The sequence below is a fragment of the Microbacterium allomyrinae genome (assembly GCF_020682705.1).
In the GTDB taxonomy this organism is placed as follows: domain Bacteria; phylum Actinomycetota; class Actinomycetes; order Actinomycetales; family Microbacteriaceae; genus Microbacterium; species Microbacterium allomyrinae.
In genome coordinates this window covers 503,045-529,973 of the sequence record NZ_JAGTTN010000002.1, presented here as the reverse complement: position 1 = coordinate 529,973, position 26,929 = coordinate 503,045, and the positions used below count along the sequence as shown (strand labels likewise).

The window sequence follows — 26,929 nt, the reverse complement described above, 5'->3', positions numbered from 1 at the left end:
GTCGCCCTGGCCGCGCCGGTAGATTCAATGGCACGACCACGGAATCAGGGAGTACAAATGGCCGAACCACTTGTCGCGACGAGCGTCTTCGACAGGCTGCTTAAGGACCGCATCATCTGGCTCGGGTCGGAGGTGCGCGACGAGAACGCGAACGAGATCTGCGCGAAGATCCTTCTCCTCGCCGCCGAGGACTCCGAGAAGGACATCTACCTCTACGTGAACTCTCCCGGCGGTTCGATCACGGCCGGCATGGCGATCTACGACACGATGCAGTTCGTGCCGAACGACATCGTCACCGTCGGCATCGGAATGGCCGCCTCGATGGGTCAACTGCTGCTGACCGCCGGCACCAAGGGCAAGCGGTACATCACGCCGAACGCGCGCGTGCTGCTGCACCAGCCCCACGGTGGCTTCGGCGGAACGTCGAGCGACATCCAGACGCAGGCCCAGCTCATCGTGTCGATGAAGAACCGTCTTGCCGAGATCACGGCCGCTCAGACGGGCAAGACCGTCGAGCAGATCAACGAGGACGGCGACCGGGACCGCTGGTTCACCGCCCAGGAGGCGCTGGAGTACGGCTTCGTCGACCACATCCGCGAGTCCGCAGCCGACGTCATCGGCGGCGGCGGAACCGCGAACTGACGGCCCGAAGGCGAAAGAGAGAGAACCCGGAAATGCAGACCCCCACCTTCGGTCAGAGCGCCCCGCAGGGCATTCAGATGCCCGGCAGCCGCTACATCCTGCCCCAGTTCGAGGAGCGCACGGCCTACGGCTACAAGCGCCAGGACCCGTACAACAAGCTGTTCGAGGACCGCGTCATCTTCCTGGGCGTCCAGGTCGACGACGCCTCGGCCGACGATGTCATGGCGCAGCTGCTCGTGCTCGAGAGCCAGGATCCCGACCGCGACATCATCATGTACATCAACTCGCCGGGCGGATCGTTCACGGCGATGACGGCGATCTACGACACCATGCAGTACGTGTCGCCGCAGATCCAGACCGTCGTGCTCGGGCAGGCCGCTTCCGCGGCTGCCGTGCTCCTCGCGGCCGGGGCCCCCGGCAAGCGCCTTGCGCTTCCCAATGCCCGCATCCTGATCCACCAGCCCGCCGTGGGCGAGTCCGGTCATGGTCAGGCCTCCGACATCGAGATCCAGGCGGCGGAGATCCTCCGCATGCGCACCTGGCTCGAGGAGACGCTCGCGAAGCACTCGAACAAGACGCAGCAAGAGGTCAACAAGGACATCGACCGCGACAAGATCCTGTCCGGGGTGGAGGCACTTTCCTACGGCCTCATCGACCAGGTGCTGACCACGCGCAAGCGCGGTCAGCAGGCGCTGGGCAAGTAGGGCTTCACACCACTCCAGCGGATGATTACGCGCCCCGCCGTCCCGATCCCTTCGGGCGGCGGGGCGCCGTCGTCCGGTGCCGCGCCGTTCTGTCATCGGGATACGGACGGGCATCCACAACCAGCGTCGCAATCCCGCCCGTTGTCGCCGCTAGAGGTTAGGCTCGGAGGACAGTACGGGGGTCCTGCCCCGTCGCGACCAGGAGGCGCCACACATGGCACGCATCGGTGAGAGCGCCGACCTGTTCAAGTGCTCCTTCTGCGGCAAGAGCCAGAAGCAGGTTCAGCAACTGATCGCGGGCCCGGGCGTGTACATCTGCGACGAGTGCGTCGAGCTGTGCAACGAGATCATCGAAGAGCGCATGGCCGAGTCCTCGACCGGTGTCGTCGCCGACTTCGATCTGCCCAAGCCCCGCGAGATCTTCGGCTTCCTCGAGGAGTACGTCGTCGGGCAGCACGCCGCGAAGCGCGCGCTCTCGGTCGCGGTGTACAACCACTACAAGCGCGTGCGGGCCCACGGCACGATCCAATCCGCCGAGCAGCGCGCCGACGAGATCGAGATCGCCAAGAGCAACATCCTGCTGCTCGGCCCGACCGGCTGCGGCAAGACCTACCTCGCCCAGACGCTCGCGAAGCGACTGAACGTCCCGTTCGCCGTCGCAGATGCCACAGCGCTCACCGAGGCGGGCTACGTCGGAGAAGACGTCGAGAACATCCTTCTCAAACTGCTGCAGGCCGCCGACTTCGACACGAAGCGGGCCGAGACCGGCATCATCTACATCGACGAGATCGACAAGATCGCGCGCAAGGCGGAGAACCCGTCGATCACCCGCGACGTGTCGGGCGAAGGCGTGCAGCAGGCTCTGCTGAAGATCCTCGAGGGAACGGTCGCGTCGGTGCCGCCTCAAGGCGGTCGCAAGCACCCGCACCAAGAGTTCATCCAGATCGACACGACGAACGTCCTCTTCATCGTCGCCGGCGCGTTCGCCGGACTCGAAGAGATCATCTCGTCGCGTGTCGGCAAGCACGGCATCGGTTTCGGCGCCCCCCTGCACAACAAGGGCGACGACCTCACCCTGTTCAGCGAGGTTCGTCCCGAAGACCTGCACAAGTTCGGACTCATCCCCGAGTTCATCGGACGCCTGCCCGTCGTCGCATCGGTGTCCCCGCTCGACCAGGAGGCACTCATGGAGATCCTCACCGAGCCGAAGAACGCCCTCGTGAAGCAGTATCAGCGCATGTTCGAACTCGATGGAGCGACGCTGGAATTCGACCGCGAGGCGCTCGAGGCGATCTCCGATCTGGCGGTCGAGCGAAAGACCGGTGCCCGTGGGCTGCGGGCAATCCTCGAAGATGTGCTCGGACCGATCATGTTCGAGATCCCGTCGGCCGACGACGTCGACAAGGTCATCGTGACGCGCGCCGCGGTCGAAGAGGGTGCCCCGCCGACGCTGGTTCTGCGAGAGAAGCGCAAGAGCGCCTGACGCTGCGACACGGCCAGGACGTCAGATTTCGAGGACGGTCTCGCATGGTGCCCGGGATCAGAGATGTCGGCGGTGACCGGTAGCTTCTCCGTGTGAGCCCGACGAGACCTTTCGAACTCCATGTTCCCGACGAAGAGCTGGCCGATCTCGGCTCGCGCCTCGCGCGATTCCGAGCGCTGGCGGACTCACCGCGCCGCCCGCCGTCGGGTATGACGGGCGAGTACCTCAATGCGCTCGTCGACTCGTGACGCACCTTCGACTGGCGCACGCGGGAACACTGGCTCAACGCTCACCCGCAGTTCCTCGCCGAGATCGGCGACACCACGGTGCATTTCGCGCATCTGCGCTCCGCCCGCGCTGACGCCCCGGTCCTGCTCGTCATGCATGGCTGGCCGCACACCTTCGCGCTCCAACTCGACTTCGCCGATCTGCTGCCCGATTTCCATGTCGTGGTGCCGAGCCTTCCCGGCTTCGCATTCTCGACTGCCTACGCTGAAGGCCCGGTCACCGAGGTGCGGCTGGCGGCGACCATGCACGCCCTGATGACGGAGGTCCTCGGCTACGAACGGTACCTCACCTACGGCGAGGACGTCTCGGCGAACGTCAACGACCTCCTCGCGGGTGCCTATCCGGATGCCGTGCTGGGCATCATCGCGACGCACGCGCACTTCCCATCCGTGCGTGAACGTGCAGATCTGGCCGACACCGCCGAGCGCGAGTTCTTCGATCGTCTGGCCGCGGCCGGCGGCCCGGATGGCGCCTACGGGCACGTGCAGGCCACCCGTCCCGATACGCTCGCCGCCGCGCTGAACGACTCTCCCGGCGGTCTGCTGGCGTGGCTGACGGAGAAGCTCGTCGAATGGAGCGACACCCCACCGGGCGATCCGCACGCGGTCGAGCGACGTATCTCGCGCGAGCGGATCCTCACCGAGGCGATGATCTACTGGACCACGCAGAGCATCGGCACCTCGTTCCGCCCGTACTACGAAGGTGCGGATCAGCCTGATGAGATCCCGCCGGTCGAGGTTCCGGCGTCGGTCCACATCCAACGCCATGAAGCCGACTATCCTGAATCGCTCGCGCGCCGCTTCTACCGAGATCTGCGCACGTTCGAGCGCCTCCCGGAAGGCGGGCACTTCGCCGCCGCGGAGGTGCCGGACGCGCTGGCCGCACGGGTGCTTGCTTTCGCCTCGAGCATCGGCGCCCTCTGAGCATCGACCCGACGGGGTCCCGGCCCGACGGAGCATGACGGCTCAGTCCGCGAGGCCCCGGCGTGCGAGAAGATGCCGGATATCGGCATCCTGTCCTCGGAAGTCCCGGTATGCCTGCAGCGGATCCTTGGATCCGCCGACTCCGAGCAGCCGGGTGCGGAACCGCTCGCCGTTCTCGCGTCGCAGGCCGCCGTTCTCGCGGAACCACTCCACGGTGTCGGCGTCGAGGACCTCGCTCCAGATGTAGGAGTAGTAGCCCGCACTGTAGCCACCGGAGAACACATGCGCGAAGTACGTCGATGAATAGCGCGTGGGCACCGCCGGGTTGTCGAGTCCGATCTCGACGAGCGCGGCCGCCTCGAACTCCGCGACATCGAGGCCGGCCGCTGCCTCCTCGGTGCCGAGCGAATGCCAGGCCTGGTCGATCCACGACGCCGCGAGATACTCGCTCGTCGCGAAGCCCTGGTTGAACGCCTCGGATGCGTGGAGCTTCTCCACGACCTCGGCCGGAAGCGGCGCGCCTGTGTCGATGTGACGCGCGTACTCGGCGAGGATCTCGGGCCAGTAGATCCACATCTCATTGACCTGGCTGGGGAATTCGACGAAGTCGCGGAACACGTTCGTCCCGGCGAAATGGGGATAGGTCACCGTGGCGAAGAGACCGTGCAGGGCGTGCCCGAACTCGTGGAAGAGGGTCGTGACTTCGTCGAGCGTGAGCAGGGTGGGCCGGCCGGCAGCAGGCCTGGAGACGTTCAGGTTGTTCACGACGATGGGATCGGTGCCCCGCAGGCGCGACTGGAGCACGATGGAGTTCATCCACGCCCCGCCCCGCTTCGTGTCGCGCGTGTACAGGTCGAGGATGAACAACCCCAGCGCGGATCCGTCCGCGTTGTGGACTTCAAAGACGCGATTGTCGGGGTGATAGCCCACAAGGTCCGAGCGCTCCGTGAACGTGACCCCGTAGAGCTCGGTCGCCGCGCGGAAGACGCCGTCCTGCAGCACGCGCTCCGCTTCGAACCAGGGCCGAAGCGCGCCGCGGTCGAGGTCGTACTCCGCCCCACGCACCTTCTCGGTGTAGAACGCCCAGTCGTGCGCCTCGAGCGGGAAGGGCTCGGATTCGGCGTCGATGATCGCCTGCAGCTTCTCCTGCTCGCGCCTCGCGTTGCGTGCAGCGGGCACCGCGAGCCGGCGAAGCAGGTCGTGCACGGCTTCGGGGGAGCCTGCTGTCTCGTCGGAGGTGATGTACGCGGCGTGCGACTCATAGCCGAGGAGCCCTGCCCGCTCGGCGCGCAGACGCACGATTTCGAGCAGCGTCGCCCGGTTGTCGTTCGCGTTGCCTCGCGAGCCACGGGAACGAGAGGACTCGAGCAGGCGTGCACGCGAGTGGCGGTCGGTGAGACTCGACAGATACGGATGACCCGTGAACAGAGTGAGCGTGACGACCCACTTGCCCTCGAGGCCTCGATCGATGGCCGCCTGGGCCGCGGCGGAGACCTCTCCCTCCGTCAGGCCGTCCAGTTCCGAGGAGTCATCGAAGACCACCGCCAGGTCGTTGGTGTCGGCGAGCAGATTCTTCTCGAACTGCGTCGTGAGGGTCGAGAGGCGTTGGTTGAGCTCGGTCAGACGCGCCTTGTCCTCGTCGTCGAGACCCGCACCGGCGTGCGACATCTCGGTGTAATGACGCGCCACGAGATAGCGCTGTTCGGGGTCGAGACCGAGAGCATCGAGCTGATCGTGAAGGGTCTTGATCCGCCAGTAGAGCTGGCTGTCGAGCTGGATCGAGTCGCGGTGCGCCGACATCCGGGGGGCCAGCTCCTCTTCGATGGCTTGGATCTGGGCGGTCGCGTCGGCGGACGACACCGTGTAGAAGGTGCGTGAGACGTCGCCGAGGAGTCGGCCGCTCTGCTCCAGCGCCACCACCGTGTTCTCGAAGGTCGGCATCGACCGCACCCGGGTGATCGCCGAGATCTCACGGGTGTGCTCCGCGAACGCCTGCTCGAAAGCGGGCAGGTAGTGCTCGGGCTTGATGAGGGCGTATTCGGGAAGGCCGTAGGGAAGCGCGCGGGGGGACAGGAGCGGATTGTCATTCGCCATGGCGACAAGCCTAGTGTCGCGTCAACCAGGTACCGAGATCTGTTTGCAAACGAATCCTTGCAAAGAGTTCTTTGCAGGGCTATTCTGAGAGCATGCCAGGCAACGAGATCGATGAACCGGCGGACGCGCGGGCCCACGAAGGGAAGCGTCACGATCGGGATCGCGTACTCGACTCGGGGGCGTTGCGGGCCCTTGCGCACCCGCTCCGGGTGAAGATCTACGACATCCTCAGCCAATACGGTCCGCAGACAGCCAGCACGCTCGCCGAGCGGCTCGGGGAGTCCAGCGGCTCGACCAGCTATCACCTGCGCGCGCTCGCCAAGCACGACCTCATCCGCGAGGCCGCCGATCGCGGCACCGGCCGTGAGCGGTGGTGGGAGCGGCCCATCGGCGGCGTGTCCTTCGCGAACCCCGATGCCATGACCACTCCGGCCGGCCGTGCCGCCACGCAGGTGGTCATGAACGAGTTCCTGCGAGGCCGCAACGATCAGCTCCTCGACTTCGTCAACCGCGGCATCGGCGGGGAGGACGAGCAATGGCAGGAGGGCACGCTCATCTCCACCGCCACCGCGCACCTGACTCCCCAGCAGAGCAAAGAGCTCTCGCTGAAGATCATGGCCTTGATCGACGAGGCCGTGGATCAGAACCGCAATCAGACCGGCGAGAACGTGCGTCCCGTCACCATCCGGGCCGACCTGTTCCCGCTCCCCGAGCTAGGAGGACAGCCATGACCGCCATCGCGACGCAGTATGTCTCGGCACCGGGCTCCCGCGCCCGTGTCACCCCGTTCGAGCGCACGCTGCTGCGCACCGCCTCGGCCCTCGACGCCTTCGTCGTGACACGTCTCGAACGCCGCACCGGCGCAGTCGGGCGCCAAGCGCTCACGGTGCAGGCAGCCTTCGCGCTGGCCCGCCGCGACGCCGAGGCTCGCGGTGTGATGGGCATGATCCCGCGATGAGCAGCAGGGTCGACGTCACGGACGCGATCGACGCTCGGGCGGCGCGGAAGAAGACTCCGCTCGGCCGCGACTTCGCAAAGCTCTGGACCGCGGCGGCATTCAGCAACCTCGCCGACGGCCTCGGTCGAACCGCCGTGCCGCTCATCGCGACGACGCTCACGCGCGATCCGCTGGCGATCTCGGTCATCGGCGCCCTGGCGTTCCTGCCGTGGCTCATCTTCGGCCTGCCCGCCGGCATGATCGTCGACCGCTTCGATCGACGCGTCATCATGGCAGCGGCGAACACCATCCGGGGCGCGGTGGCACTGTGGCTCGCGATCCTCACGGCGACGGGGACGCTCGAGCTGTGGGCGCTGTTCGTCGGCACGCTGGTCTTCGGACTCGGCGAGACGCTGTTCGACAATGCGACCAATGCCGTCATTCCCGGGGTCGTCACGAGACGGCAGCTCGACCGCGCGAACGGGCGGATGCAGGCGGCCCAGGTCACCATCGACATGTTCGTCGCTCAGCCGATCGCGGGCGTGCTCTTCGCGGTGTCGCTCGCACTGCCGCTGTGGGTCGGGTCGGCGGGCTACGTCATCCCGATCGTGCTCGCGTTGCTGCTGCCGCTGTCTGCCGCGCGCCCACTCCGGCGAGCCGACGAGGCGTCGGACACGGATGCACCGGATGTCGCACCCGGTACGGCCGCGACACCGGTTCCTGTGCCGCAGCCCTCGAGCAGGGTCACCGCGCGCGAGGCGATCTCGTACCTGTGGCACAACCGCTACCTCCGCTCGATGGTGCTGTACACCGCGTTGGTCGGCAGCGCACTCTCGTTCGCGCAGGCCGCCACGATCCTGTACTTCCTCGACGACCTGGGTGTCGCACCCGCCGCGATCGGATTCGTCACTGCCGGGGTCGGCGTGGGCGCCCTCCTCGGGTCACTCGTGGCGTCCCGCCTCGTCGAACGGTTCGGCCGGGGCCCCGTCATGCTCGCCGCGAACATCGGCGCCGCGGTCGGGCTCGGCCTCACCGGGCTCGCCCCCGAGGTCTTCAGCGCAAGCGCCGCGTATGCGCTCGGAGCCTTCTCGATCTCGGTCTGGAACGTCCCCTGGGGCGCCCTGCGTCAGCAGATCGTGCCGCCGCACCTCTTCGGTCGCGTCCTCGGCATCATCCGGATGTTCACGTGGGGCATCTTCCCGATCGCGACGCTTCTCGGCGGCTGGGTGGCGCGCGCCGACCTCCGACTGCCGTTCGTGATCGCCGGCATCCTGATCCTGGTCGCCACGGCGTGCGGCGCGAGGCTCCTGATCGTGGGCACGCGCCGTGCAGGAGCCGAGGCCGGGGTCGACCAGGACTGATGACGGCGGCGAGCATCTGTACGCGCCACGCACCAGGTCTAGGCGAACTCGTCGTCCACGTCGTGGCGGACGACCGGCTCGCCGTCGTCGTCGAGGGTGACGATCACGCCGGTGTCGAGTTCCGCGATCGGCCTGCCCTCGAGCCATGTGAGGGTCCAGCGGGGGCGCGGCTGGCCGAGTCCGTCGTCCGGCACGGCGGCGTCGACATCGCGGATGCCTCGCCCGAGCGCCTCGGGGACGGCCCGGGGCGGCTCATCGCCCGAGGTCCAGCGGGTGCCGAGTTGCATGTCAGGCCTCCTGCTGGGCGAGTTCGATGTCGGTGACCGCGAGGGCATCGGCATCCGCGTACAAGATCTCGGAGATGCGGCCGACGGCCTTGAGGTCGCCTTCCGCGAGCCGAAGCGCCTCGAGGGATGCCGCAGGCCCGGCGATCGTCACGCGGGAGACCGGAGTCTTCTGCGATGCCTTCGCCTCGGTCTTCGCGCGACGGATGCCGATCAGCGCCTCGCCGACGACCGTTAGCACGGCCGGATCGCCCTCGATGCCGAGGGTGTCGGGCCACGCAGCGGTGTGGACAGATCCCTCGTTGAACCACGACCACGACTCCTCGGCCGCGAAAACGAGTACCGGGGCGAACAGACGCAGCAGAGTCGACAGCGCCGTGCGCAGCGCGAGCGCCGCAGAGGCCTGCCCGACGTCGGTCTGGTTGTAGGCGCGCTCCTTCACGAGCTCGAGGTAGTCGTCGCAGAACGTCCAGAAGAATGATTCGGCGATCTCGAGTGCGCGGGCGTGGTCGTACGACTCGATCGCGCGAGTCGCGTCACGCACGACGCCGTCGAGAGTCGTGAGCATGGATGCATCCAGCGCGTGCGTCACCTGCGCGCCTTCGGGCACCGGGAACGACAGCACGAACTTGGCGGCGTTGAGCACCTTGATCGCGAGGCGTCGGCCGATCTTGATCTGCGTGGGGTTCTGCGGATCGAACGCGGCGTCCGTGCCGAGGCGGCTGGATGCGGCCCAATACCGCACCGCATCCGACCCGTGCTGGGCGAGGACATCGGCGGGTGTGACGACGTTGCCCTTCGACTTCGACATCTTCTTGCGGTCGGGGTCGACGATGAAGCCCGAAAGAGCGGCATCCGTCCACGGCGCGCGGTCGTCTTCGAGGACGCTTCGGAGCATCGTCGAGAACAGCCACGTGCGGATGATGTCCTGGCCCTGCGGGCGCAGGTCGAACGGCGCGACGAGGTTCCACAGCTCGGGGTCGCGTTCCCAGCCGCCGGCGAGCTGCGGGGTGAGCGACGAGGTCGCCCAGGTGTCGAAGATGTCGTTCTCTCCGTCGAAGCCGCCCGGAACGCCGCGCTGGTCCTCGGTGTATCCCGCCGGCGCATCGGTGCTCGGGTCGACCGGCAGGAGCGCGGCATCGGGAGTGAGCACGCGGCTGTAGTCCCGCTCGCCGTTCTCGTCGAGCGCGTACCACAGAGGAATGGGCACACCGAAGAACCGCTGGCGCGAGACGAGCCAGTCGCCGGTGAGCCCGCCGACCCAGTTCTCGTAGCGCACCCGCATGAAGTCCGGATGCCACGACATCGCCTTGCCGAAGCCGATGAGCTTGTCACGCAGCGCCTGGTCGCGGGCACCGTTGCGGATGTACCACTGGCGGGTCGACACGATCTCGAGCGGGCGGTCGCCCTTCTCGTAGAACTTCACGACGTGCGTGAACGGTTTGGACACCTCGAGCATGTCGCCGGTCTCGGTCAGCTTCTCGACGATCGCCTTGCGCGCGCTGAACACCGTCTTGCCCGCGAGCTGGTCGACGTACCAGGCGCCGGCGTCGGCGCTGCCGACACCCGCCGGCGCATCGGCGAGGAAACGCCCGTCGATCCCGATCGTCGTGAAGTTGGGAAGGTTCGATCCGTCGGTGCGGCGAAGCTCCCGCCACCACACGATGTCGGTCACATCGCCGAACGTGCACACCATCGCGACGCCCGTGCCCTTGTCGGCCTGGGCGAGGTGGTGGCCGTGCACCTCGATCTCTGTGCCGAAGAAGGGCGTGCGGATCCTGGTGCCGATGAGGTCCTTGTGCGGGCCCTCTGGGTGGGTGACGAGGGCCACGCACGCGGGAAGGAGCTCGGGACGTGTCGTCTCGATGTCGATCGAGCCCGACCCATCGGCGAAGGGGAACGAGAGGCGGTGATAGGCGGCCTGCTGGTCGCGGTCCTCGAGCTCGGCCTGCGCGACCGCCGTGCGGAAGTCGATGTCCCAGAGAGTGGGGGCGAGATCCTGGTAGGCCTCGCCACGCTCGAGGTTGCGCAGGAATGCCAGCTGGCTCGTGCGGATGGTGTCGTCCGAGATCGTGCGATAGGTCTGGGTCCAGTCCACGCTCAGCCCGAGCGAGCGCCACAGCGCCTCGAAGTGCTTCTCGTCCTCGACGGTCAGCCGCTCGCACAACTCGATGAAGTTGCGCCGGCTGACGGGGATCTGGTCGGCGGCACGGCTGGACTTGTTGTCGCCGCCCTCGAAGGGGGGCGTGAATCCGGCGTCGTACGGCAGCGACGGGTCGCACCGCACGCCGTAGTAGTTCTGCACGCGACGCTCGGTCGGAAGGCCGTTGTCGTCCCACCCCATCGGATAGAAGACGGTCTTTCCGCGCATGCGCTCGAAGCGCACCTTCACGTCGGTGTGCGTGTAGCTGAAGACGTGCCCGATGTGCAGGCTTCCCGACGCGGTGGGCGGCGGAGTGTCGACCGAGAAGATGCCCGACTTGCCGACTTCGGCGGCACGAGCACGGTCGAACAGGTACGTGCCCTGCGCGCTCCACGCCTCATCCCACTTGGATTCGAGACCCTCGAGTGCGGGCTTGTCGGGAATGATCGCGTCGGCCATCAGGTCTCCTCGTTCGATATGTGCGGCACTGTGTGAGCGTGCCTGAGTGTGGGATGCCGATCGATTCTACCCGGGGCATCCGCCGTTCCCGACGATCGTGCCGCGTCAGACCGTCGCGGACGCCGTCTCGGGCGCCGAGGCGAGCTCGGGCTCGGCCGGGAGGCGCGAAGCCGACCACGCCGACAGCAGCGTGACGGCCGAGAGCACGGCGAGGACGATGCCGGGGTGCCACCACGCGAAGTCGGTGGCCCCGCCGATCGCGAGCGTGACGATCGGGATGAATCCGCTCACGGTGGCGGCGATGGCGTACGAGATCGACAGCGCGGAGTATCGGAAGTGATCGGGGAACAGATCGTTCATCAGCCCGCCGAGCGCCGCCCACGACATGGTCGGCAGGATCCCGCCGACGATCATCGTCGCCACAAGGATGCCGAAGGTCGCGGACTGCAGGAGGAAGTACATCGGGAACGCGATCAACAGCGTGCCCAGCGCGCCCCACATCACGACGCGTGCCGATCCGATCCGGTTGGCCAATGCACCGAAGAGGGGGATCGTCACCAGCTGCAGCAGGCCGCCGATCGTCGTGGCGACGAGCAGATCCTGGAAGCTGAACCCGAGTTGCGTGACGCCGTAATTGACGGTGTACGTGTTCATCAGCGAGTACGACCCGATGCCGAGCAGCGCCGCACCGATCGCGATGAGGATCGCTGCCGGGCGCGCACGGAACAGCGAGACGAGCGGGACCGCATCGCGGCGCTTCTCCGCGACCACGCCCTCGAAGACGGGCGTCTCGCTGATCGACCAGCGCAGGTACAGCGACACCGCCAGCAGGGGGATCGCGAGGAGGAAGGGGATCCGCCAGCCCCACGCGGCGAGCTCCTCGGCGGGCAGCACGAACGTCATGACGATGAACAGCGTGGCCGACAGGATCGAGCCGACCGGCGAGCCGAGCTGCGGGATCGCCGCGTAGAAGGCGCGCTTGACCGGTCCGGAGTGCTCGGTCGCGATGAGGATCGAACCGCCCCATTCGCCTCCGAGCGAGAGCCCCTGGACGACGCGCAGCAGCACGAGGAGCACGGCTCCGAACCAGCCCGCCTGCGCGTAGGTCGGGAGCAGGCCGATGAGGCCGGTCGCGATGCCCATGATGCCGACCGTCCACAGCAGCGTCGTCCGGCGTCCCAGGCGGTCACCCATGTGGCCGAAGATCACGGCACCGATCGGGCGCACGATGAACGCGACGGCGACGGTCGAGAAGGCCAGCAGCGAGCCGCCGAACTCCCCGAGCGGTTCGAAGAACAGCGGTCCGATGAAGAACGCCGAGAAGTAGGCGAAGACGTAGAAGTCGAAGGACTCCAGAGAGGTGCCCACCATGGATGCCCAGGCGACGCGGCGGGTCGGGGACGAAGTGGACGCAGACATTTCAGGGGAACTCACAGGGCTCAATCTTGGCACGGGTCCATAAACAGCGGATCGCCCAGCCGCATTCCCCATGCGCCACCACGCTAGAATCGATGCAGCAGCGCTGATCCGGCATCACCGGGGAGCTCTCGGAAGAACGGGATGCGAGTCCTCATTAGAACCGAGCGGGGCAGGCCCGTCACAGCCGCAGTGAAAGCGGACGAATTGATCCTGAACGGGGTCGGGCGTCAACGCAGGGTGGTACCGCGGTACGCCTGGTCAGCGATCCAGGCAGTGTCGTCCCGGCAGGAAGCATACGAGCGAGCACCTGCGAGAGATGATGACCTACCCACGCCCCTCCGCCTTCGGGCCCGCGGCCGATACCGCGCCCGCCTCCGTCGTTCCGAGCCCCCGCTTTCCTGAGATCGAGCGTGAGACCCTCTCGTTCTGGGAGGCGGACCAGACCTTCCGGGCATCCATCGATCAGCGCGAAGGTGCCGAGGAGTGGGTCTTCTACGACGGCCCGCCGTTCGCGAACGGCCTGCCGCACTACGGTCACCTCCTCACCGGGTACGCGAAGGATCTGTTCCCGCGCTTCCAGACCATGCGCGGCAAGAAGGTGGACCGCGTCTTCGGCTGGGATACGCACGGCCTGCCGGCCGAGCTCGAGGCGATGAAGCAGCTCGGCATCACGGAGAAGAGCGAGATCGAGGCGATGGGAGTCGCCGCGTTCAACGACAAAGCCCGCGAGTCCGTGCTCGCGTACACCCATGAGTGGGAGGACTACGTCACCCGCCAGGCACGGTGGGTCGACTTCGAACGCGGCTACAAGACGCTCAACCCGTCGTACATGGAGTCCGTGCTCTGGGCGTTCAAGACGCTTCACGACAAGGGGCTCGCGTACGAGGGATACCGCGTACTCCCATACTGCTGGCGCGACGAGACCCCGCTCTCGGCGCACGAGCTTCGCATGGACGACGACGTCTACAAGATGCGACAGGATCCCTCCGTCACCGTCACCTTCCCGCTGACGGGCGCGAAGGCCGAGGCTCTCGGGCTCACCGCGGTGCGGGCTCTCGCCTGGACGACGACCCCGTGGACGCTGCCGACCAACCTCGCGCTCGTCGTCGGTCCCGACATCCGCTACGTCGTCGTCCCGGGCGGCCCGAACGGCGCTGCCGATGTCCACCACGACCCTGCGACGGGTTCGGGCACGGGCGCCGCGCACGACCCGGTCGAGGCGACCTCGCATCGGTACCTGCTCGCCGAAGAGCTTCTCGGCGGCTACGCCAAGGATCTCGGCTACGAGTCCGCCGAGGCCGCCCGCGAGGCGGTCGAGCAGACCGTCCTGGGCTCGCAGCTGCAGGACGTCACCTACGATCGGCTCTTCGACTACTACGCGGATGCCGCGACCTGGGACACGGCGTCGGCATGGCGCATCCTCGTCGACGACTACGTCACGACGGCCGACGGCACCGGCATCGTCCATCAGGCCCCGGCCTACGGTGAGGACGACCAGCGGGTGACCGAGGCCGCCGGCATCCCGCTCATCATGAGCCTCGACGACGGCGGACGCTTCCTGCCGCAGGTCACCGAGGTGGCCGGCGAGCTGTGGATGGACGCGAACACGCCCCTCGTGCGCATCCTCCGCCAGAACGGCCGCCTGCTGCGTCTCGCGAGCTACGAGCACTCGTACCCGCACTGCTGGCGCTGCCGCAACCCGCTGATCTACCGGGCGGTATCGAGCTGGTTCGTTCGCGTCACCGACATCAAAGACCGCCTGCTCGAGAACAACGAGCAGATCACCTGGGTTCCGGAGAACGTCAAGCACGGCCAGTTCGGCAAGTGGCTCGAGGGCGCGCGCGACTGGTCCATCAGCCGCAACCGCTACTGGGGCTCACCGATCCCGGTGTGGAAGAGCGATGACCCGGAGTATCCGCGCATCGACGTGTACGGCTCCTTCGAAGAACTCGAACGCGATTTCGGCCGACTGCCGGTCAACGCGTCGGGCGACGTCGACCTGCACCGGCCGTTCATCGACGACCTCACCCGGCCGAATCCCGACGACCCGACAGGCCGGAGCACCATGCGCCGGATCGAGGACGTGTTCGACGTGTGGTTCGACTCCGGGTCGATGCCCTACGCGCAGGTGCACTACCCGTTCGAGAACCACGAGTGGTTCGACGCGCACTCCCCGGCCGATTTCATCGTCGAGTACATCGGACAGACCCGTGGCTGGTTCTACGTCATGCACGTGCTGTCGACCGCTCTGTTCGATCGTCCCGCGTTCACGGGCGTGTCGTGCCACGGCATCGTGCTGGGCAGCGACGGGCAGAAGATGTCGAAGTCGCTGCAGAACTACCCCGACGTGAGCGAGGTGTTCGACCGCGACGGGTCGGATGCGATGCGCTGGTTCCTGATGTCGAGCTCGGTGCTGCGCGGCGGGAACCTCGTCGTCACCGAGGAGGGCATCCGCGCGGGAGTCCGCGACTTCCTGCTCCCGCTGTGGAGCACCTGGTACTTCTTCTCCACGTACGCGAACGCGGCGGGAGGCGAGGGCTATCAGGCGTCGTGGCGCACGGATTCGACGAATGTCCTCGACCGCTACATCCTGGCACTCACGGGCGACCTCGTCCGCGAGGTCGCGACCGATCTCGACGCACTCGACTCGACGCTCGCCGCGGCGAAGCTCCGCGACTTCGCCGAGGCTCTGACCAACTGGTACATCCGACGCTCGCGCGACCGGTTCTGGGTGGGTGTGAGCGAAACCGACCCGAGCACCGAGGCGTTCGACACGCTTTACACGGTGCTCGAGACGCTCACCCGCGTCGCAGCCCCGCTCATCCCGCTCGTCTCCGAGAAGGTGTGGCGCGGCCTCACCGGCGGACGCAGCGTCCACCTGCAGGACTGGCCCGATGCCGACGCGTTCCCGGCGGCGGATGACATCCGCGCGGCGATGGACGCCGTCCGCGAGGTGTCGAGCGTCGCGAACGCGCTCCGCAAGCGCGAGGGCAAGCGCGTACGACTCCCGCTGCCGAAACTCACGGTGGCGCTGACCGGTGCCGGTGCGCTCGCCCAGTTCGACGGCATTCTGCGCGACGAGTTGAACGTCAAGCAGGTCGAGCTCGTCGAGCTCGTAGATGACGTCGCCCAGCGGTACGGCATCAGCAGGCGCCTCACCGTCAATGCGCGTGCCGCCGGTCCGCGGCTGGGCAAGCAGGTCCAGCACGTGATCGCGGGTGCGCGGGCGGGTGTCTGGGAGGAGCGCGACGGGGTGGTCGTCGTCGACGGTGTCGCTCTGCAAGACGGCGAATACGAGCTCACGCTCGAGGCGGGCGGCGTCGAGGAGGGCACAGCGATCGCATTGCTCGGCTCGGCCGAGACCCGCGGCGGCTTCGTCCTGCTCGATACCAACACGACGGTCGAACTCGAGGCGGAGGGTCTCGCGCGCGACATCATCCGCGCCGTTCAGGACACGCGCAAGGCGGCGGGCTTCGACGTGAGCGACCGCATCCGGCTGAATCTGCTGTTCGAGGATGCAAGCGATGGCGACGCGGTCGCGTCGGCATTCCGCGATGCCGACGTCGCAGGGGAGACACTGGCGGTCCAGTACACGGTCCGCACGCCGCTGGCCGAACTGCTCGCGGGTGCCGGCAGCGAGAACGGGACGGCGGACTACGAGGCGGTGATCGCCGGGAATACCTACGCGAACCGCGGCGACTTCACCGTCGCGGTGACGAAGGTCGAGGCATCCGTATGAGCGATCGCGATCGCACGCGCGCAGATTCGGTCTACGCGGCATTGCTCGAGCGTCAGGGCGAGCGGTGGGTGCAGCCTCGCGTCGAGCGCACCCGGCGTGTGCTCGAACTGCTCGACGACCCGCAGCGCACCTATCGCGTCGTGCACGTGACAGGTACCAACGGCAAGACCTCGACGAGCCGCATCATCGAGAGCCTCGTGCGCGCGCACGGACTGCGCACGGGACTGTTCACCAGCCCGCATCTGGAGCGCTTCACCGAACGGATCATGGTCGACGGCGCGCCTATCGGCGACGCGGCCATCGCCGACGCGTGGGACGAGATCGCCCCGTTCGTCGACCTCGTGGATGCCGAGCTCGCGGCGGCAGGAGACGCGCCGCTCACTTTCTTCGAGCTGCTGACGGTGCTCGCCTTCGTCGCGTTCGCCGACGCCCCGATCGATGTCCTCGTCCTCGAGGTCGGGATGGGCGGATCGTGGGACTCCACCAACACGGCGGACGGCGACGTCGCGGTGTTCGCCCCGGTCGCGCTCGACCATGCCGATCGACTGGGCGCCACCGTCGCCGAGATCGCCGCCGTCAAGGCCGGGATCATCAAGGACGGCGCCGCCGTGGTCTCGGCGCGACAGGATGCCGATGTCGAGGCAGTGCTGAAGGATGCCGCGGCCGCGCATGGCGCGACGATCGCGTTCGAGGGCGACGGTTTCGCCCTGGCCGAGCATCGTCTCGCTGTCGGCGGCCAGCAGATCACCGTGCGCGGCCTGGCGGGGGTGTACGCGGAGGAATACCTGCCCCTCTATGGTGCGCATCAGGGCTTCAACGCGGCGCTGGCCATTGCTGCGGTCGAGTCCCTCGTCGGCGGCGCACAGCAGTCGATCACGGGAGACATCCTGGCCGAAGGGCTGGGCACCGTCACGTCGCCCGGCCGGCTGCAGCTCGTCGGCGCGGCCCCCACTGTGGTCGTGGACGCGGCGCACAACCCGCACGGCGCGCGCGCCCTCGCGGCGGCGCTGGGGGAGTCGTTCGACTTCGACGAGTGGGGTGTCGTCCTGGGCGTGCTGTCCGACAAGGATGCCGCAGGCATCGTCGACGAGCTTGCGCCGGTCGCCGCCTGCGTCTTCGCGACGGCGCCGGAGTCCGAGCGTGCCGCCGATGCCGACACGGTCGCAGACCTCGCCGAGGCGCGCGGACTCGCCGTGACCGTTCACCGTGACCTCGCGGAAGCCGCGGAGGCGGCCAGGCAATGGGCCGCGGCATCCGATCGTCGGGCCGTGGTGATCGCAGGTTCCGTGCTGCTGGCCGGCGAGGCCCTCGCTCTCGCGGCGGCTGACGACTGGAAGGGCGGGTGGAGCGAGTGAGCGACCAGTCGCCGCCGTCCGAATCGACACCGCCGCGGGTCCGCCGTCGGCGGGGCGCCGCCGAGTCGCTCGGGAGCATCGTCCTCGGCTTCGAATCCGCTATCGCCTTCCTCGGCGGGCTCACGATCTACGGCCTCGAGGCGCTGCCCGAGCCGATCGCGCCGTGGTGGGGAATCGTCGCCGGATCCGTCGTCGCCCTTCTCATGATCGTGACGGCGCGGCTTCTGCGTTACCCGTGGGGCATCGCCCTGGGCTGGGTGCTGCAGGTCGTCGTCGCCCTCGGAGCATTCCTCGTGCCCGCGCTCGCGATCGTGGCCGTCATTTTCGGCGGCATGTACGGGTATGCGACGATCAAGGGAGCAGCTCTCGACCGTCGCAACGCCGAGCGTGCCGCGAACCACACCGACACTGTCTGAATCAGCGAACGGAGCCCCATGCCCACCGAAGAGACCCTCGTCCTGGTCAAGCCCGATGGCGTCGCCCGCGGTCTGACGGGCGCGATCCTGGCCCGCATCGAGGCCAAGGGCTACGCGCTCGTCGACATCCGCCTGGTCGAGCCCGACCGTGAGACCCTCGAGCGGCACTACGCCGAGCACGAGGGCAAGCCCTTCTACGAGCCGCTGCTCGAGTTCATGCTGTCCGGGCCTTCGGTCGCGATCCGCCTCGCCGGCAACCGTGTCATCGAGGGCTTCCGCTCGCTCGCCGGCACCACCGACCCTACGACGGCCGCTCCCGGAACGATCCGCGGCGACTTCGGTCGCGATTGGGGCCTGAAGGTGCAGCAGAACCTCGTCCACGGCTCCGACAGCCCCGAGTCCGCAGCCCGCGAGCTCGGAATCTGGTTCGTCTGACTCGTTGCCGTCCGAACGGCCCGGATGCCCCGCGAGGAGGCTCCGGGCCGTTCGTGTCGGCAGCGTCGTGAGAAATGCGAGGACGAGCGCTCAGCCGAAGAGCGTCTTCCAGATATTGGGGATCGCATCGAGCTCGAGTTGTGCGAGGAGGATCACGACGGCGTAGCTGAGGATCGCCGCGAGCGGCACCCACGCCATCGCGGCATCGGCGGCGCGGCGGACACCCGGCGGCACGGGCACGACGCCGGAGCGCAGCAGATGAACCGAGACGGCGTAGAAGGTGGGGATCGTCACCGCCCACGTGACCATGCACCAGGGGCAGAGAGTGTGCAGATCGTAGAGGCTCTGGCCGATCAGCCACACGACGAAGCCGAACGCGAACGCGAAGCCCGCCCAGAAGCACCACCAGAACCACCGGGCGAACCGGGCGCCCGCGAGGATCGCCACGCCCACGACGATGGGCGCGACCCAGCCCGTGAGACCGAGGACGGGGTTCGGAAAACCGAACACGCTGCCCTGCCATGAGTCGAGGTTCGCGCTGCACTGCACCAGGACGCTGAAGTCGCACGACGCGCCGGTGCCGGGATTCTCGAGCGCGTGGAACTTCTCGAGGGTGAGTTGGAAAGCCGCCCACCAGCCGATGACGCCCGCGATCACCAGCCACACGGCGAGGGCGGTCGGTCTGGTGTGCGTCTGCGGCGCGGGCATGCCTCGGATTATGACATCGAGGACTGGGCGGATGCCGCATCCCGCCGCCGTGCAAAAGCAGCCCGCGCGCCGTGAATGGGCAATCCAGTGACGGAAGTGCGATACTGGTGTCTGATGATTCGCGGCCGCGCCGCGACACCCATCACCGAAGACTTCAGGGCGACGGACGCCCTTGGCAGTAGGAACATCCGCCGAGAGCAGGAATTCCACTGCAGACCGAGTGAGTTCGCGGCACCGCAGGTGCGGCGCCGCACGAGATTTCGCCGGGTGGCGCGCGGTGCCGCCCCGCAGGGAGTGCGCCAGTGATGGCAGATGGCAACAACACAGAATTCGATCCTCAGACCGAGCCGGACGCGCAGCTAGCGCAGAGTGAGACTCCTCCGGCGGAGTCAGCGGATACGGAGATCCACGACACGATCGAGTCGGTGGCTGTCGTGGAGGGCGACGAGCCCGCCGCGGCACCGGCGGAGGACGACCCGGCTCCGGTCGAGAATGCTCCGTCCTCCACCGAGGATGAGTCGGCGACGGCAGACGACGCTTCGGCCCCCGCCGAAGATGTGGCGCCTGCCGAGGTTCCAGCCGACGAGACCGCATCGACCGAGGAGCCTTCCGCACCGAAGGATCTCACCGCGGTCGGACTGGGGCTTCTCCCCGAGGTCTTCGTCTCGGCGGTGTCGACGCAGCTCATGTTCTACGCGCCGGAGTTCGTTCCGCTGCCGCCACGTCCCGGACGCGAGCGCACCCGCGAGGCCGAGCCCGACGTCGAGATCGATGCGGACGCCCCGGCGTCCGGTACGTCGCGCCGGCGAAACCGGCGCCGCGGGGGAGAGGCGAGGGACGAGGCATCCGCCCCTGCCGAGCCCCAGCAGCCCCGCAAGCGCGCCGTCGAACTGATCACCGAGCCTCAGCGAATCAAGGGTTCGACCCGTCTCGAGGCCAAGAAGCAGCGCCGCCGGGACGGACGCGAGGCGGGTCGCCGCCGCGCCGTGGTCACCGAGGCCGAGTTCCTTGCGCGCCGTGAGTCCGTCGACCGCGTGATGATCGTTCGCTCCAAGAACGGGCGCATCCAGATCGCCGTCCTCGAAGACAACGTGCTCGTCGAGCACTACGTCGCCCGAAATCAGGACGCGTCGCTCATCGGCAACGTGTACCTCGGCCGCGTTCAGAACGTGCTGCCCAGCATGGAGGCGGCGTTCGTCGACATCGGGCGGGGCCGTAACGCGGTGCTGTACTCCGGCGAGGTCGACTGGGATGCGGTCGAGACGGGCAACCAGCCACGCCGCATCGAGCTCGCCCTCAAGAGCGGCGACCGTGTGCTGGTGCAGGTCACGAAAGACCCCGTGGGCCACAAGGGCGCCCGTCTGACGAGCCAGATCTCGCTGCCGGGCCGGTACCTCGTCTACGTTCCCGCCGGCTCGATGAACGGCATCTCGCGCAAGCTTCCCGACACCGAGCGCGCGCGCCTGAAGAAGATCCTCAAGGAGGTGCTGCCGGAGTCGTCGGGCGTGATCGTGCGCACCGCCGCCGAGGGCGCCACCGAGGATCAGCTGACGCGCGACGTGCAGCGCCTCACCAACCAGTGGGAGCACATCAGCAAGCAGATCGAGTCGATCCAGGCGCCGGCCCTCCTTCATTCCGAGCCCGATCTGCTCGTCAAGATCGTGCGCGACGTGTTCAATGAGGACTTCTCCCGGATGCTCATCCAGGGCGAAGAGGCGCACCAGACGATCACCAAGTACCTGGAGTCGGTCGCACCCGATCTGCTCGAGCGCATCGAGCGCCACGAGGGCGATCACGATCCGTTCGACGAGTTCCGCGTGACGGAGCAGATCGAGAAGGCGCTGGATCGCAAGGTCTGGCTGCCGTCCGGCGGCTCGCTCGTGATCGACCGCACCGAGGCGATGACGGTCGTCGACGTCAACACCGGCAAGTTCGTCGGCTCGGGCGGCAACCTCGAGGAGACGGTCACCAAGAACAACCTCGAGGCGGCCGAAGAGATCGTCCGGCAGCTTCGACTGCGCGACATCGGCGGCATCATCGTCGTGGACTTCATCGACATGGTGCTCGAGTCCAATCGCGACCTCGTTCTGCGCAGGCTCGTCGAGTGCCTGAGCCGTGACCGGACCAAGCACCAGGTCGCCGAGGTCACTTCGCTCGGGCTGGTGCAGATGACCCGCAAGAAGCTCGGCCTCGGTCTGCTCGAGACGTTCAGCGAGCCGTGCGAGGTCTGCGCGGGTCGCGGAGTGATCGTGCACCATGACCCCGTCGTCAAGCACCGTGTTCCGAACGCCGGCGCACAGCCTGCGGGCCGGCGTCCGCGCGGGAATGCCCCCGCCGCGGGCGGCTCGAACGGGACCCATGTGATCACCGAGGGTGCCAAGTCGGCTCTCGCGCAGATCGCCGCCTCGACGATCCACCACCCCGACGATGAGGCGCCTGCCGAGTCCGCGGTGCCCGTCGTCGCTGCTCCGCCCGTCGAGCGTGTCAAGAAGCCGCGCAAGAAGCGCCCCGACAGCGCCTCGAAAGCCCCCAAGACCGAGACCGACATGCTGCTCGACTCGGTGCTCAGCGCCCTGCCCGAGCCCAAGGCGCCCGGTCAGGGTCGTGCGCGCCGTCGTGTGACGACGGCCGCACTCACCGGCACCCCGGTCGCTCACGCGCCTCTCGAGGACTGAGCAGGACGCCAAGCGGGCCGATCCGTCGGCGTCGGGGGCTCTCAGAGCTCCCGACGCTGCCGGGCCGTCACCCGCAGTCCCGAACCGATCAGTCTGCGGACGAGTTCGTGTCCACTGACGTGATGTGCGCCCGCCGCCACCAGCCTCGCGTGCGCTTCATCGGGCACGTCGTAGTGATCGCGATCGAAACCGCGCCGTGGAATCCCGTTCGCCGCGGCGAAGGCGTGGAGCTCTTCGAGGCTCGAATCGCTCACCAGATGAGCCCACAGCCGACCGTGCGCGGGCCAGCGCGGATCGTCGATCAAGATCGTCACGTGCAGATCCTAATCACGGAATCGGGCGACACGGCAGAGCTTGCTTTTGCGGCTGGTCCCGCCATCCGGTAAAGTAGTCCTTTGGTGCGTCACGTTTCGCAGTCCTCACTGCGTTCCTCGACGAGATCGGCCCTGTCCAACCCAGGTTTCGGGCACGATCAGTCGCTTCCGCACCACGACTTCCTCTTCTCGCAAGAGCAGAGTCTCGCAAAGGCAACCGGAGCCGTGCGCTCCATCCAGAAGAAACAGGTGTGAAGTGGTTTACGCAGTTGTGCGCGCCGGCGGCCGGCAGGAAAAGGTCGAGGTCGGCACGATCGTCGTCCTCGATCGCCAGTCCGCGAAGATCGGCGACAGTATCGAGCTCCCCGCGGTGCTCCTGGTCGACGGCGACGCCGTCACCACCGACGCGGACAAGCTCGCGAAGGTGTCCGTCACCGCCGAGGTCGTCGGCGAAGAGCGCGGACCCAAGATCGTGATCCAGAAGTTCAAGAACAAGACCGGCTACAAGAAGCGCCAGGGCCACCGTCAGGACCTCACGCGCGTCAAGGTCACCGGCATCAAGTAAAGCCACAGGAGACGCAGAGATGGCACATAAAAAGGGCGCAAGCTCCACCCGTAACGGTCGTGACTCCAACGCTCAGCGCCTTGGCGTGAAGCGCTTCGGGGGTCAGAAGGTCCTCGCCGGCGAGATCATCGTCCGCCAGCGCGGCACCCACTTCCACCCCGGCGCCAACGTCGGCCGTGGCGGCGACGACACGCTGTTCGCCCTCGAGGCAGGCGCGGTCGAGTTCGGTCAGAAGGGCGGCCGCAAGGTCGTCAACATCGTGGCAGCCGGACAGTAGTCCTCGCGCTCACGCAGATTTCCAGGAAGGGGCGGGCTTCGGCCCGCCCCTTCCCTTTACCTGGGGATGACCCAGACCTGAGGGGGACCGCATGGTCACGTTCGTCGATCGCGTCACGCTGCACCTACGTGCCGGAAACGGCGGCAACGGCTGCGTCTCCGTCAAGCGCGAGAAGTTCAAGCCGCTGGCCGGGCCCGACGGGGGCAATGGCGGCGACGGGGGCGATGTCGTGCTGGTCGCCGACCCTCAGGTCACCACGCTGCTCTCCTACCACCACTCGCCCCACCGCACCGCGAGCAACGGCGGCTTCGGCATGGGCGATCACCGCTCGGGTGCCGCCGGCGAAGTGACGGAGCTGCCGATCCCGGTGGGCACTCTCGTCAAGGATGTCGACGGCACACCCCTGGTCGACATGATCGAGCCGGGCATGCGCTTCATCGTCGCTCCCGGCGGTCAGGGCGGGCTCGGCAACGCCGCCCTGTCCAACCCCAAGCGCAAGGCACCGGGATTCGCCCTGCTCGGCGTCCCCGGCTGGCAGGGCGATGTCGTCCTCGAGCTGAAGACCGTCGCCGACGTCGCCCTGGTCGGCTTCCCGTCCGCGGGCAAGTCGAGCCTCATCGCCGCGATCTCGGCGGCGCGTCCGAAGATCGCCGATTACCCTTTCACGACCCTTCATCCCAACCTCGGGGTGGTTCAAGCCGGCGATGTCCGCTACACCGTCGCCGACGTTCCGGGGCTCATCGAGGGTGCGAGCGAGGGCAAGGGCCTGGGGCTGGAGTTCCTGCGTCACGTCGAGCGCTGCACCGCACTGGTCCACGTGCTCGACTGCGCCACCCTCGAGCCCGGCCGCGACCCGCTGTCGGACCTCGACGTGATCCTGGCGGAGCTTGCCGCCTACCCTGTGCCCGAGGGGCAGATCCCGCTGCTGGAGCGCCCCCAGCTCGTCGCGCTGAACAAGGTCGACGTTCCGGAGGCGAAAGATCTCGCAGACCTCGTGCGCCCCGAGCTCGAGGCGCGCGGCTATCGGGTGTTCGATATCTCGACCGTGAGCCACGCCGGCCTGCGCCAGCTGACGTTCGCGCTCGGCGAGATCGTCACGGCGCACCGCATCGAGCAGGCGAAGACGCCGCCTCCCGAGCGGATCGTGATCCGCCCGAGGGGCTCGGTCAAGGAGTTCATCGTGCGTGTCGAAGGCGGCACGTACGGGAACGTCTACCGGATCATCGGCGAGAAGCCCGAGCGCTGGGTGCAGCAGACCGACTTCCAGAACGAGGAGGCAGTGGGCTATCTGGCCGACCGCCTCGAGAAGCTCGGGGTCGAAACCTCGCTCTATCGCGCCGGCGCTACGCCGGGTGCGACTGTCGTGATCGGCGAGGGCGACGGCATCGTCTTCGACTGGCAGCCGACCATGACCTCCATGGCCGAGCTCATGACCGCTCCCCGTGGCACCGACCCGCGACTGTTCGAGAACAACCGGCGCACGACGTCCGAGCGGCGCGAGCGCTATCACGACCGGATGGACGCCAAGGCCGACGCCCGCGCCGAGCTCGAGGCGGAGCGCATCGCCGAGAAGAGCGGGGACGAGGGGTCCGAGTGAGCGCGCGCGAGCGCGCCGACATCCCTACCGCTCGCCGGGTGGTGGTGAAGGTCGGCTCTTCGTCGATCAGTGGCGACAACGCCCACAAGATCGCCCCTATCGTCGATGCCCTGGCCGCTGCGCACGCGCGCGGCACAGAGGTCGTGCTGGTGTCCTCGGGCGCGATCGCCACCGGCATGCCGTACCTGCTCCTGGATGAGCGGCCGAGCGATCTCGCAACGCAGCAGGCGGCGGCGGCGGTCGGCCAGAACGTGCTGATCTACCGCTATCAAGAGGCGCTGCGGACGTTCCGCATCGTGGCCGGTCAGGTGCTCCTGACCGCCGGCGACCTCGAGAACCCCACGCACCGCTCGAATGCCCGGCGCGCCATGGAGCGCCTGCTGGGGCTGCGCATCCTCCCGATCGTGAACGAGAACGACACCGTCGCGACCCACGAGATCCGCTTCGGCGACAACGACCGCCTGGCGGCGATGGTCGCACAGCTCATCGGCGCTGATGCGCTGGTGCTGCTGAGCGATATCGAGTGCCTGTACACGCGCCCGCCGGACGAGCCGGGAGCCCTGCCGATCCCGCACGTGACGTACGGCGACGACCTCCACGGGTTCTCGTTCGGCTCCGTCGTCGTCAACAGCGTCGGCACCGGGGGAGCGGCGACCAAGGTCTCGGCCGCACGGCTGGCCGCGGCATCCGGCATCGGCGTGCTCGTCACGAGCGCCGATCTGGTCGATGCCGCGTTGTCCGGCGCCGAGATCGGCACCTGGTTCCAGCCGAACCCCGAGCCGTCCGCACCGGCGGCGACCGGCCCGGTGCGCACCATGGTCGATAAACTGGGCGGATGACCACCATCGCCACGACGGCACGCGAGCGGATGCTGCTGGCCAAGGATGCATCGCGCAGCATCGGCCTGCTCGACGACGCCACCAAGCGTGAGGCCCTCCTCGCGATCGCGGACGCGATCGCGGCCGGCCAGGCGGAGATCGTCGATGCGAACGGCGAAGACCTCGCACGGGGGCGCGAGAGCGGCCTGTCCGAGGCGCTCCAGGACCGCCTGCGGCTGGACGCACCGCGCGTCGCCGCGCTGGCGGCCGCCGTCCGTGACATCGCCGAGCTGCCCGATCCGGTCGGCCGCGTCCTCGACGAGCGCACGCTCGCGAACGGCGTCACGCTCACCAAGGTCGCGGTGCCGTTCGGCGTGGTCGGCTCGATCTACGAGGCTCGCCCCAATGTGACCGTCGACATCGCGGCGCTGGCGCTGCGCTCTGGCAACGCGGTGGTGCTGCGCGGCGGATCCGCCGCCGCACGCACGAACGCGGCGCTCGTGAGCGCGATGCGGGGCGCCCTCGCCGACCGAGGACTCGATCCCGAAGCCATCCAGACCATCGACGACTTCGGTCGCGACGGCGCCCGAGAGCTGATGCACGCTCGCGGTGTGGTCGATGTCCTCGTGCCTCGCGGCAGTGCCCAGCTGATCGAGACGGTCGTCACCGAATCCTCCGTGCCCGTCATCGAGACCGGCGCCGGTATCGTGCACATCGTGCTCGATGAGAGCGCGCCGCTGGAGTGGGCCCGCGACATCGTCGTGAACGCCAAGACCCAGCGCCCGAGCGTGTGCAACGCGGTCGAGACGGTCCTCGTGCTCCGCGGCGCCGCGCAGCGCCTCGTCCCCCCGGTGGTGGCCGCGCTCCAGGCGAGCGGGGTGACCGTGCACGGCGATGATTCGGTCCTCGGGCTGGCCGACGGCGTGACCGCCGCGACCGACGAGGACTGGTCCACCGAGTACCTCAGCCTCGACATCGCGATGCGGGTCGTCGACGACCTCGATGTCGCCCTCGATCACATCCGGCGCTACTCCACCCACCACACCGAGTCGATCATCACGCAAGATTCCGCCAACGAGGCACGCTTCCTGGCCGAGGTCGATTCGGCCGTGGTGATGGCGAACACATCGACGCGGTTCACTGACGGCGGCGAGTTCGGCTTCGGCGCCGAGGTGGGAATCTCCACGCAGAAGCTGCACGCACGCGGGCCGATGGGCCTCGCCGAACTCACCAGTACCAAGTGGCTGGCGCGCGGCGCCGGACAAGTGCGCGCGTGACGGCATAAACTGAACC

At 68.0% G+C, this 26,929-nt stretch carries 23 protein-coding genes and 1 pseudogene; 18 read left to right on the top strand and 6 right to left on the bottom strand.

Translation table 11 applies throughout. The features are described 5' to 3' along the window. Positions 1 to 57 precede the first annotated feature (57 nt). The 5 genes and pseudogenes from KEC57_RS08875 to KEC57_RS08855 all read left to right on the top strand — a co-directional run. A complete protein-coding gene (locus KEC57_RS08875) occupies positions 58 to 642 on the top strand; it encodes an ATP-dependent Clp protease proteolytic subunit (RefSeq protein ID WP_229384198.1) in 585 nt (194 codons plus the stop codon). 32 nt (positions 643 to 674) lie between these two features. Further along, positions 675 to 1,346: an ATP-dependent Clp protease proteolytic subunit gene (locus KEC57_RS08870; protein ID WP_229384197.1), complete on the top strand. Its 672-nt coding sequence runs from the start codon at positions 675 to 677 to the stop codon at positions 1,344 to 1,346. 214 nt (positions 1,347 to 1,560) lie between these two features. Continuing rightward, positions 1,561 to 2,829 (top strand): ATP-dependent Clp protease ATP-binding subunit ClpX, encoded by a 1,269-nt coding sequence (clpX, locus tag KEC57_RS08865; protein ID WP_229384196.1) that lies wholly within the window; start codon positions 1,561 to 1,563, stop codon positions 2,827 to 2,829. 92 nt (positions 2,830 to 2,921) lie between these two features. After that, complete coding sequence (locus tag KEC57_RS08860; protein WP_229384195.1) at positions 2,922 to 3,077, top strand: hypothetical protein; 156 nt, start codon at positions 2,922 to 2,924, stop codon at positions 3,075 to 3,077. Between the two features lie 15 nt (positions 3,078 to 3,092). Then, a pseudogene (locus KEC57_RS08855) lies at positions 3,093 to 4,040 on the top strand (alpha/beta fold hydrolase); the annotation flags it as partial. Between the two features lie 42 nt (positions 4,041 to 4,082). Here the strand turns inward: KEC57_RS08855 and KEC57_RS08850 are convergent. After that, a complete protein-coding gene (locus tag KEC57_RS08850; protein ID WP_229384194.1) occupies positions 4,083 to 6,134 on the bottom strand; it encodes a M3 family metallopeptidase in 2,052 nt (683 codons plus the stop codon). 92 nt (positions 6,135 to 6,226) lie between these two features. Here KEC57_RS08850 and KEC57_RS08845 point away from each other — a divergent pair, with 92 nt between their 5' ends. The 3 genes from KEC57_RS08845 to KEC57_RS08835 are packed head-to-tail and all read left to right on the top strand — an operon-like array spanning position 6,227 to position 8,432. Further along, positions 6,227 to 6,865, top strand: coding sequence for an ArsR/SmtB family transcription factor (locus tag KEC57_RS08845; RefSeq protein ID WP_229384193.1), 639 nt, complete (start codon positions 6,227 to 6,229; stop codon positions 6,863 to 6,865). Continuing rightward, entirely contained in the window at positions 6,862 to 7,092 is a 231-nt protein-coding gene (locus KEC57_RS08840) for a hypothetical protein (protein WP_229384192.1), read from the top strand. The genes KEC57_RS08845 and KEC57_RS08840 overlap by 4 nt, the downstream gene beginning before the upstream one ends. Further along, positions 7,089 to 8,432, top strand: coding sequence for an MFS transporter (locus KEC57_RS08835; protein ID WP_229384191.1), 1,344 nt, complete (start codon positions 7,089 to 7,091; stop codon positions 8,430 to 8,432). The genes KEC57_RS08840 and KEC57_RS08835 overlap by 4 nt, the downstream gene beginning before the upstream one ends. Before the next feature lie 38 nt (positions 8,433 to 8,470). On the opposite strand, the gene KEC57_RS08830 is transcribed toward KEC57_RS08835, so the two are convergent. From KEC57_RS08830 to KEC57_RS08820, 3 genes are all read right to left on the bottom strand, one after another. Next, complete coding sequence (locus tag KEC57_RS08830; protein ID WP_229384190.1) at positions 8,471 to 8,719, bottom strand: hypothetical protein; 249 nt, start codon at positions 8,717 to 8,719, stop codon at positions 8,471 to 8,473. Between the two features lies 1 nt (position 8,720). After that, a complete protein-coding gene (gene valS / locus KEC57_RS08825; protein ID WP_229384189.1) occupies positions 8,721 to 11,318 on the bottom strand; it encodes a valine--tRNA ligase in 2,598 nt (865 codons plus the stop codon). A 105-nt stretch (positions 11,319 to 11,423) separates the two neighbouring features. Further along, a complete protein-coding gene (locus tag KEC57_RS08820) occupies positions 11,424 to 12,689 on the bottom strand; it encodes an MFS transporter (protein ID WP_229384188.1) in 1,266 nt (421 codons plus the stop codon). A 367-nt stretch (positions 12,690 to 13,056) separates the two neighbouring features. Here KEC57_RS08820 and ileS point away from each other — a divergent pair, with 367 nt between their 5' ends. The 4 genes from ileS to ndk are packed head-to-tail and all read left to right on the top strand — an operon-like array spanning position 13,057 to position 18,682. After that, positions 13,057 to 16,476 (top strand): isoleucine--tRNA ligase, encoded by a 3,420-nt coding sequence (gene ileS / locus KEC57_RS08815; RefSeq protein WP_229384422.1) that lies wholly within the window; start codon positions 13,057 to 13,059, stop codon positions 16,474 to 16,476. After that, positions 16,473 to 17,831 (top strand): bifunctional folylpolyglutamate synthase/dihydrofolate synthase, encoded by a 1,359-nt coding sequence (locus KEC57_RS08810; RefSeq protein ID WP_229384187.1) that lies wholly within the window; start codon positions 16,473 to 16,475, stop codon positions 17,829 to 17,831. The genes ileS and KEC57_RS08810 overlap by 4 nt, the downstream gene beginning before the upstream one ends. Then, positions 17,828 to 18,247, top strand: coding sequence for a DUF4233 domain-containing protein (locus KEC57_RS08805; RefSeq protein WP_229384186.1), 420 nt, complete (start codon positions 17,828 to 17,830; stop codon positions 18,245 to 18,247). The genes KEC57_RS08810 and KEC57_RS08805 overlap by 4 nt, the downstream gene beginning before the upstream one ends. Before the next feature lie 18 nt (positions 18,248 to 18,265). After that, complete coding sequence (gene ndk, locus KEC57_RS08800) at positions 18,266 to 18,682, top strand: nucleoside-diphosphate kinase (protein ID WP_229384185.1); 417 nt, start codon at positions 18,266 to 18,268, stop codon at positions 18,680 to 18,682. Positions 18,683 to 18,772: 90 nt separating this feature from the next. Here ndk and KEC57_RS08795 read toward each other — a convergent pair whose 3' ends face one another. Next, the gene (locus tag KEC57_RS08795; protein ID WP_229384184.1) at positions 18,773 to 19,390 is read right to left on the bottom strand and encodes a vitamin K epoxide reductase family protein; all 618 of its coding nucleotides are present in this window, start codon (positions 19,388 to 19,390) and stop codon (positions 18,773 to 18,775) included. Positions 19,391 to 19,695: 305 nt separating this feature from the next. On the opposite strand from KEC57_RS08795, the gene KEC57_RS08790 reads away from it, so the two are divergent. After that, entirely contained in the window at positions 19,696 to 22,065 is a 2,370-nt protein-coding gene (locus KEC57_RS08790; RefSeq protein WP_229384183.1) for an Rne/Rng family ribonuclease, read from the top strand. 41 nt (positions 22,066 to 22,106) lie between these two features. Here the strand turns inward: KEC57_RS08790 and KEC57_RS08785 are convergent, their stop codons facing one another. Further along, complete coding sequence (locus KEC57_RS08785; protein WP_229384182.1) at positions 22,107 to 22,379, bottom strand: DUF4031 domain-containing protein; 273 nt, start codon at positions 22,377 to 22,379, stop codon at positions 22,107 to 22,109. Between the two features lie 256 nt (positions 22,380 to 22,635). Between KEC57_RS08785 and rplU the strand changes: the two genes are divergently transcribed. From rplU to KEC57_RS08760, 5 genes are all read left to right on the top strand, one after another. Then, entirely contained in the window at positions 22,636 to 22,944 is a 309-nt protein-coding gene (rplU, locus tag KEC57_RS08780; RefSeq protein WP_229384181.1) for a 50S ribosomal protein L21, read from the top strand. A 19-nt stretch (positions 22,945 to 22,963) separates the two neighbouring features. Then, positions 22,964 to 23,221, top strand: coding sequence for a 50S ribosomal protein L27 (rpmA, locus tag KEC57_RS08775; protein WP_229384180.1), 258 nt, complete (start codon positions 22,964 to 22,966; stop codon positions 23,219 to 23,221). 91 nt (positions 23,222 to 23,312) lie between these two features. Further along, entirely contained in the window at positions 23,313 to 24,818 is a 1,506-nt protein-coding gene (obgE, locus tag KEC57_RS08770) for a GTPase ObgE (protein WP_229384179.1), read from the top strand. Then, the gene (gene proB, locus KEC57_RS08765; protein WP_229384178.1) at positions 24,815 to 25,657 is read left to right on the top strand and encodes a glutamate 5-kinase; all 843 of its coding nucleotides are present in this window, start codon (positions 24,815 to 24,817) and stop codon (positions 25,655 to 25,657) included. The genes obgE and proB overlap by 4 nt, the downstream gene beginning before the upstream one ends. Then, positions 25,654 to 26,913 (top strand): glutamate-5-semialdehyde dehydrogenase, encoded by a 1,260-nt coding sequence (locus KEC57_RS08760; RefSeq protein WP_229384177.1) that lies wholly within the window; start codon positions 25,654 to 25,656, stop codon positions 26,911 to 26,913. The genes proB and KEC57_RS08760 overlap by 4 nt, the downstream gene beginning before the upstream one ends. The last annotated feature ends 16 nt before the right edge of the window (positions 26,914 to 26,929 follow it).

What these genes read in the sequence shown, in the direction of transcription:
- rpmA (WP_229384180.1), top strand. Translation starts at nt 22,964, where the DNA reads ATGGCACATAAAAAGGGCGCAAGCTCCACCCGTAACGGTCGTGACTCC.
- KEC57_RS08810 (WP_229384187.1), top strand. Translation starts at nt 16,473, where the DNA reads ATGAGCGATCGCGATCGCACGCGCGCAGATTCGGTCTACGCGGCATTG.
- KEC57_RS08820 (WP_229384188.1), bottom strand. Translation starts at nt 12,689, where the DNA reads ATGGTGGGCACCTCTCTGGAGTCCTTCGACTTCTACGTCTTCGCCTAC.
- clpX (WP_229384196.1), top strand. Translation starts at nt 1,561, where the DNA reads ATGGCACGCATCGGTGAGAGCGCCGACCTGTTCAAGTGCTCCTTCTGC.
- KEC57_RS08850 (WP_229384194.1), bottom strand. Translation starts at nt 6,134, where the DNA reads ATGGCGAATGACAATCCGCTCCTGTCCCCCCGCGCGCTTCCCTACGGC.
- ndk (WP_229384185.1), top strand. Translation starts at nt 18,266, where the DNA reads ATGCCCACCGAAGAGACCCTCGTCCTGGTCAAGCCCGATGGCGTCGCC.
- KEC57_RS08790 (WP_229384183.1), top strand. Translation starts at nt 19,696, where the DNA reads ATGGCAGATGGCAACAACACAGAATTCGATCCTCAGACCGAGCCGGAC.
- KEC57_RS08840 (WP_229384192.1), top strand. Translation starts at nt 6,862, where the DNA reads ATGACCGCCATCGCGACGCAGTATGTCTCGGCACCGGGCTCCCGCGCC.
- KEC57_RS08760 (WP_229384177.1), top strand. Translation starts at nt 25,654, where the DNA reads ATGACCACCATCGCCACGACGGCACGCGAGCGGATGCTGCTGGCCAAG.
- ileS (WP_229384422.1), top strand. Translation starts at nt 13,057, where the DNA reads ATGACCTACCCACGCCCCTCCGCCTTCGGGCCCGCGGCCGATACCGCG.
- KEC57_RS08835 (WP_229384191.1), top strand. Translation starts at nt 7,089, where the DNA reads ATGAGCAGCAGGGTCGACGTCACGGACGCGATCGACGCTCGGGCGGCG.
- obgE (WP_229384179.1), top strand. Translation starts at nt 23,313, where the DNA reads ATGGTCACGTTCGTCGATCGCGTCACGCTGCACCTACGTGCCGGAAAC.
- KEC57_RS08875 (WP_229384198.1), top strand. Translation starts at nt 58, where the DNA reads ATGGCCGAACCACTTGTCGCGACGAGCGTCTTCGACAGGCTGCTTAAG.
- KEC57_RS08845 (WP_229384193.1), top strand. Translation starts at nt 6,227, where the DNA reads ATGCCAGGCAACGAGATCGATGAACCGGCGGACGCGCGGGCCCACGAA.
- KEC57_RS08795 (WP_229384184.1), bottom strand. Translation starts at nt 19,390, where the DNA reads ATGCCCGCGCCGCAGACGCACACCAGACCGACCGCCCTCGCCGTGTGG.
- KEC57_RS08830 (WP_229384190.1), bottom strand. Translation starts at nt 8,719, where the DNA reads ATGCAACTCGGCACCCGCTGGACCTCGGGCGATGAGCCGCCCCGGGCC.
- KEC57_RS08870 (WP_229384197.1), top strand. Translation starts at nt 675, where the DNA reads ATGCAGACCCCCACCTTCGGTCAGAGCGCCCCGCAGGGCATTCAGATG.
- valS (WP_229384189.1), bottom strand. Translation starts at nt 11,318, where the DNA reads ATGGCCGACGCGATCATTCCCGACAAGCCCGCACTCGAGGGTCTCGAA.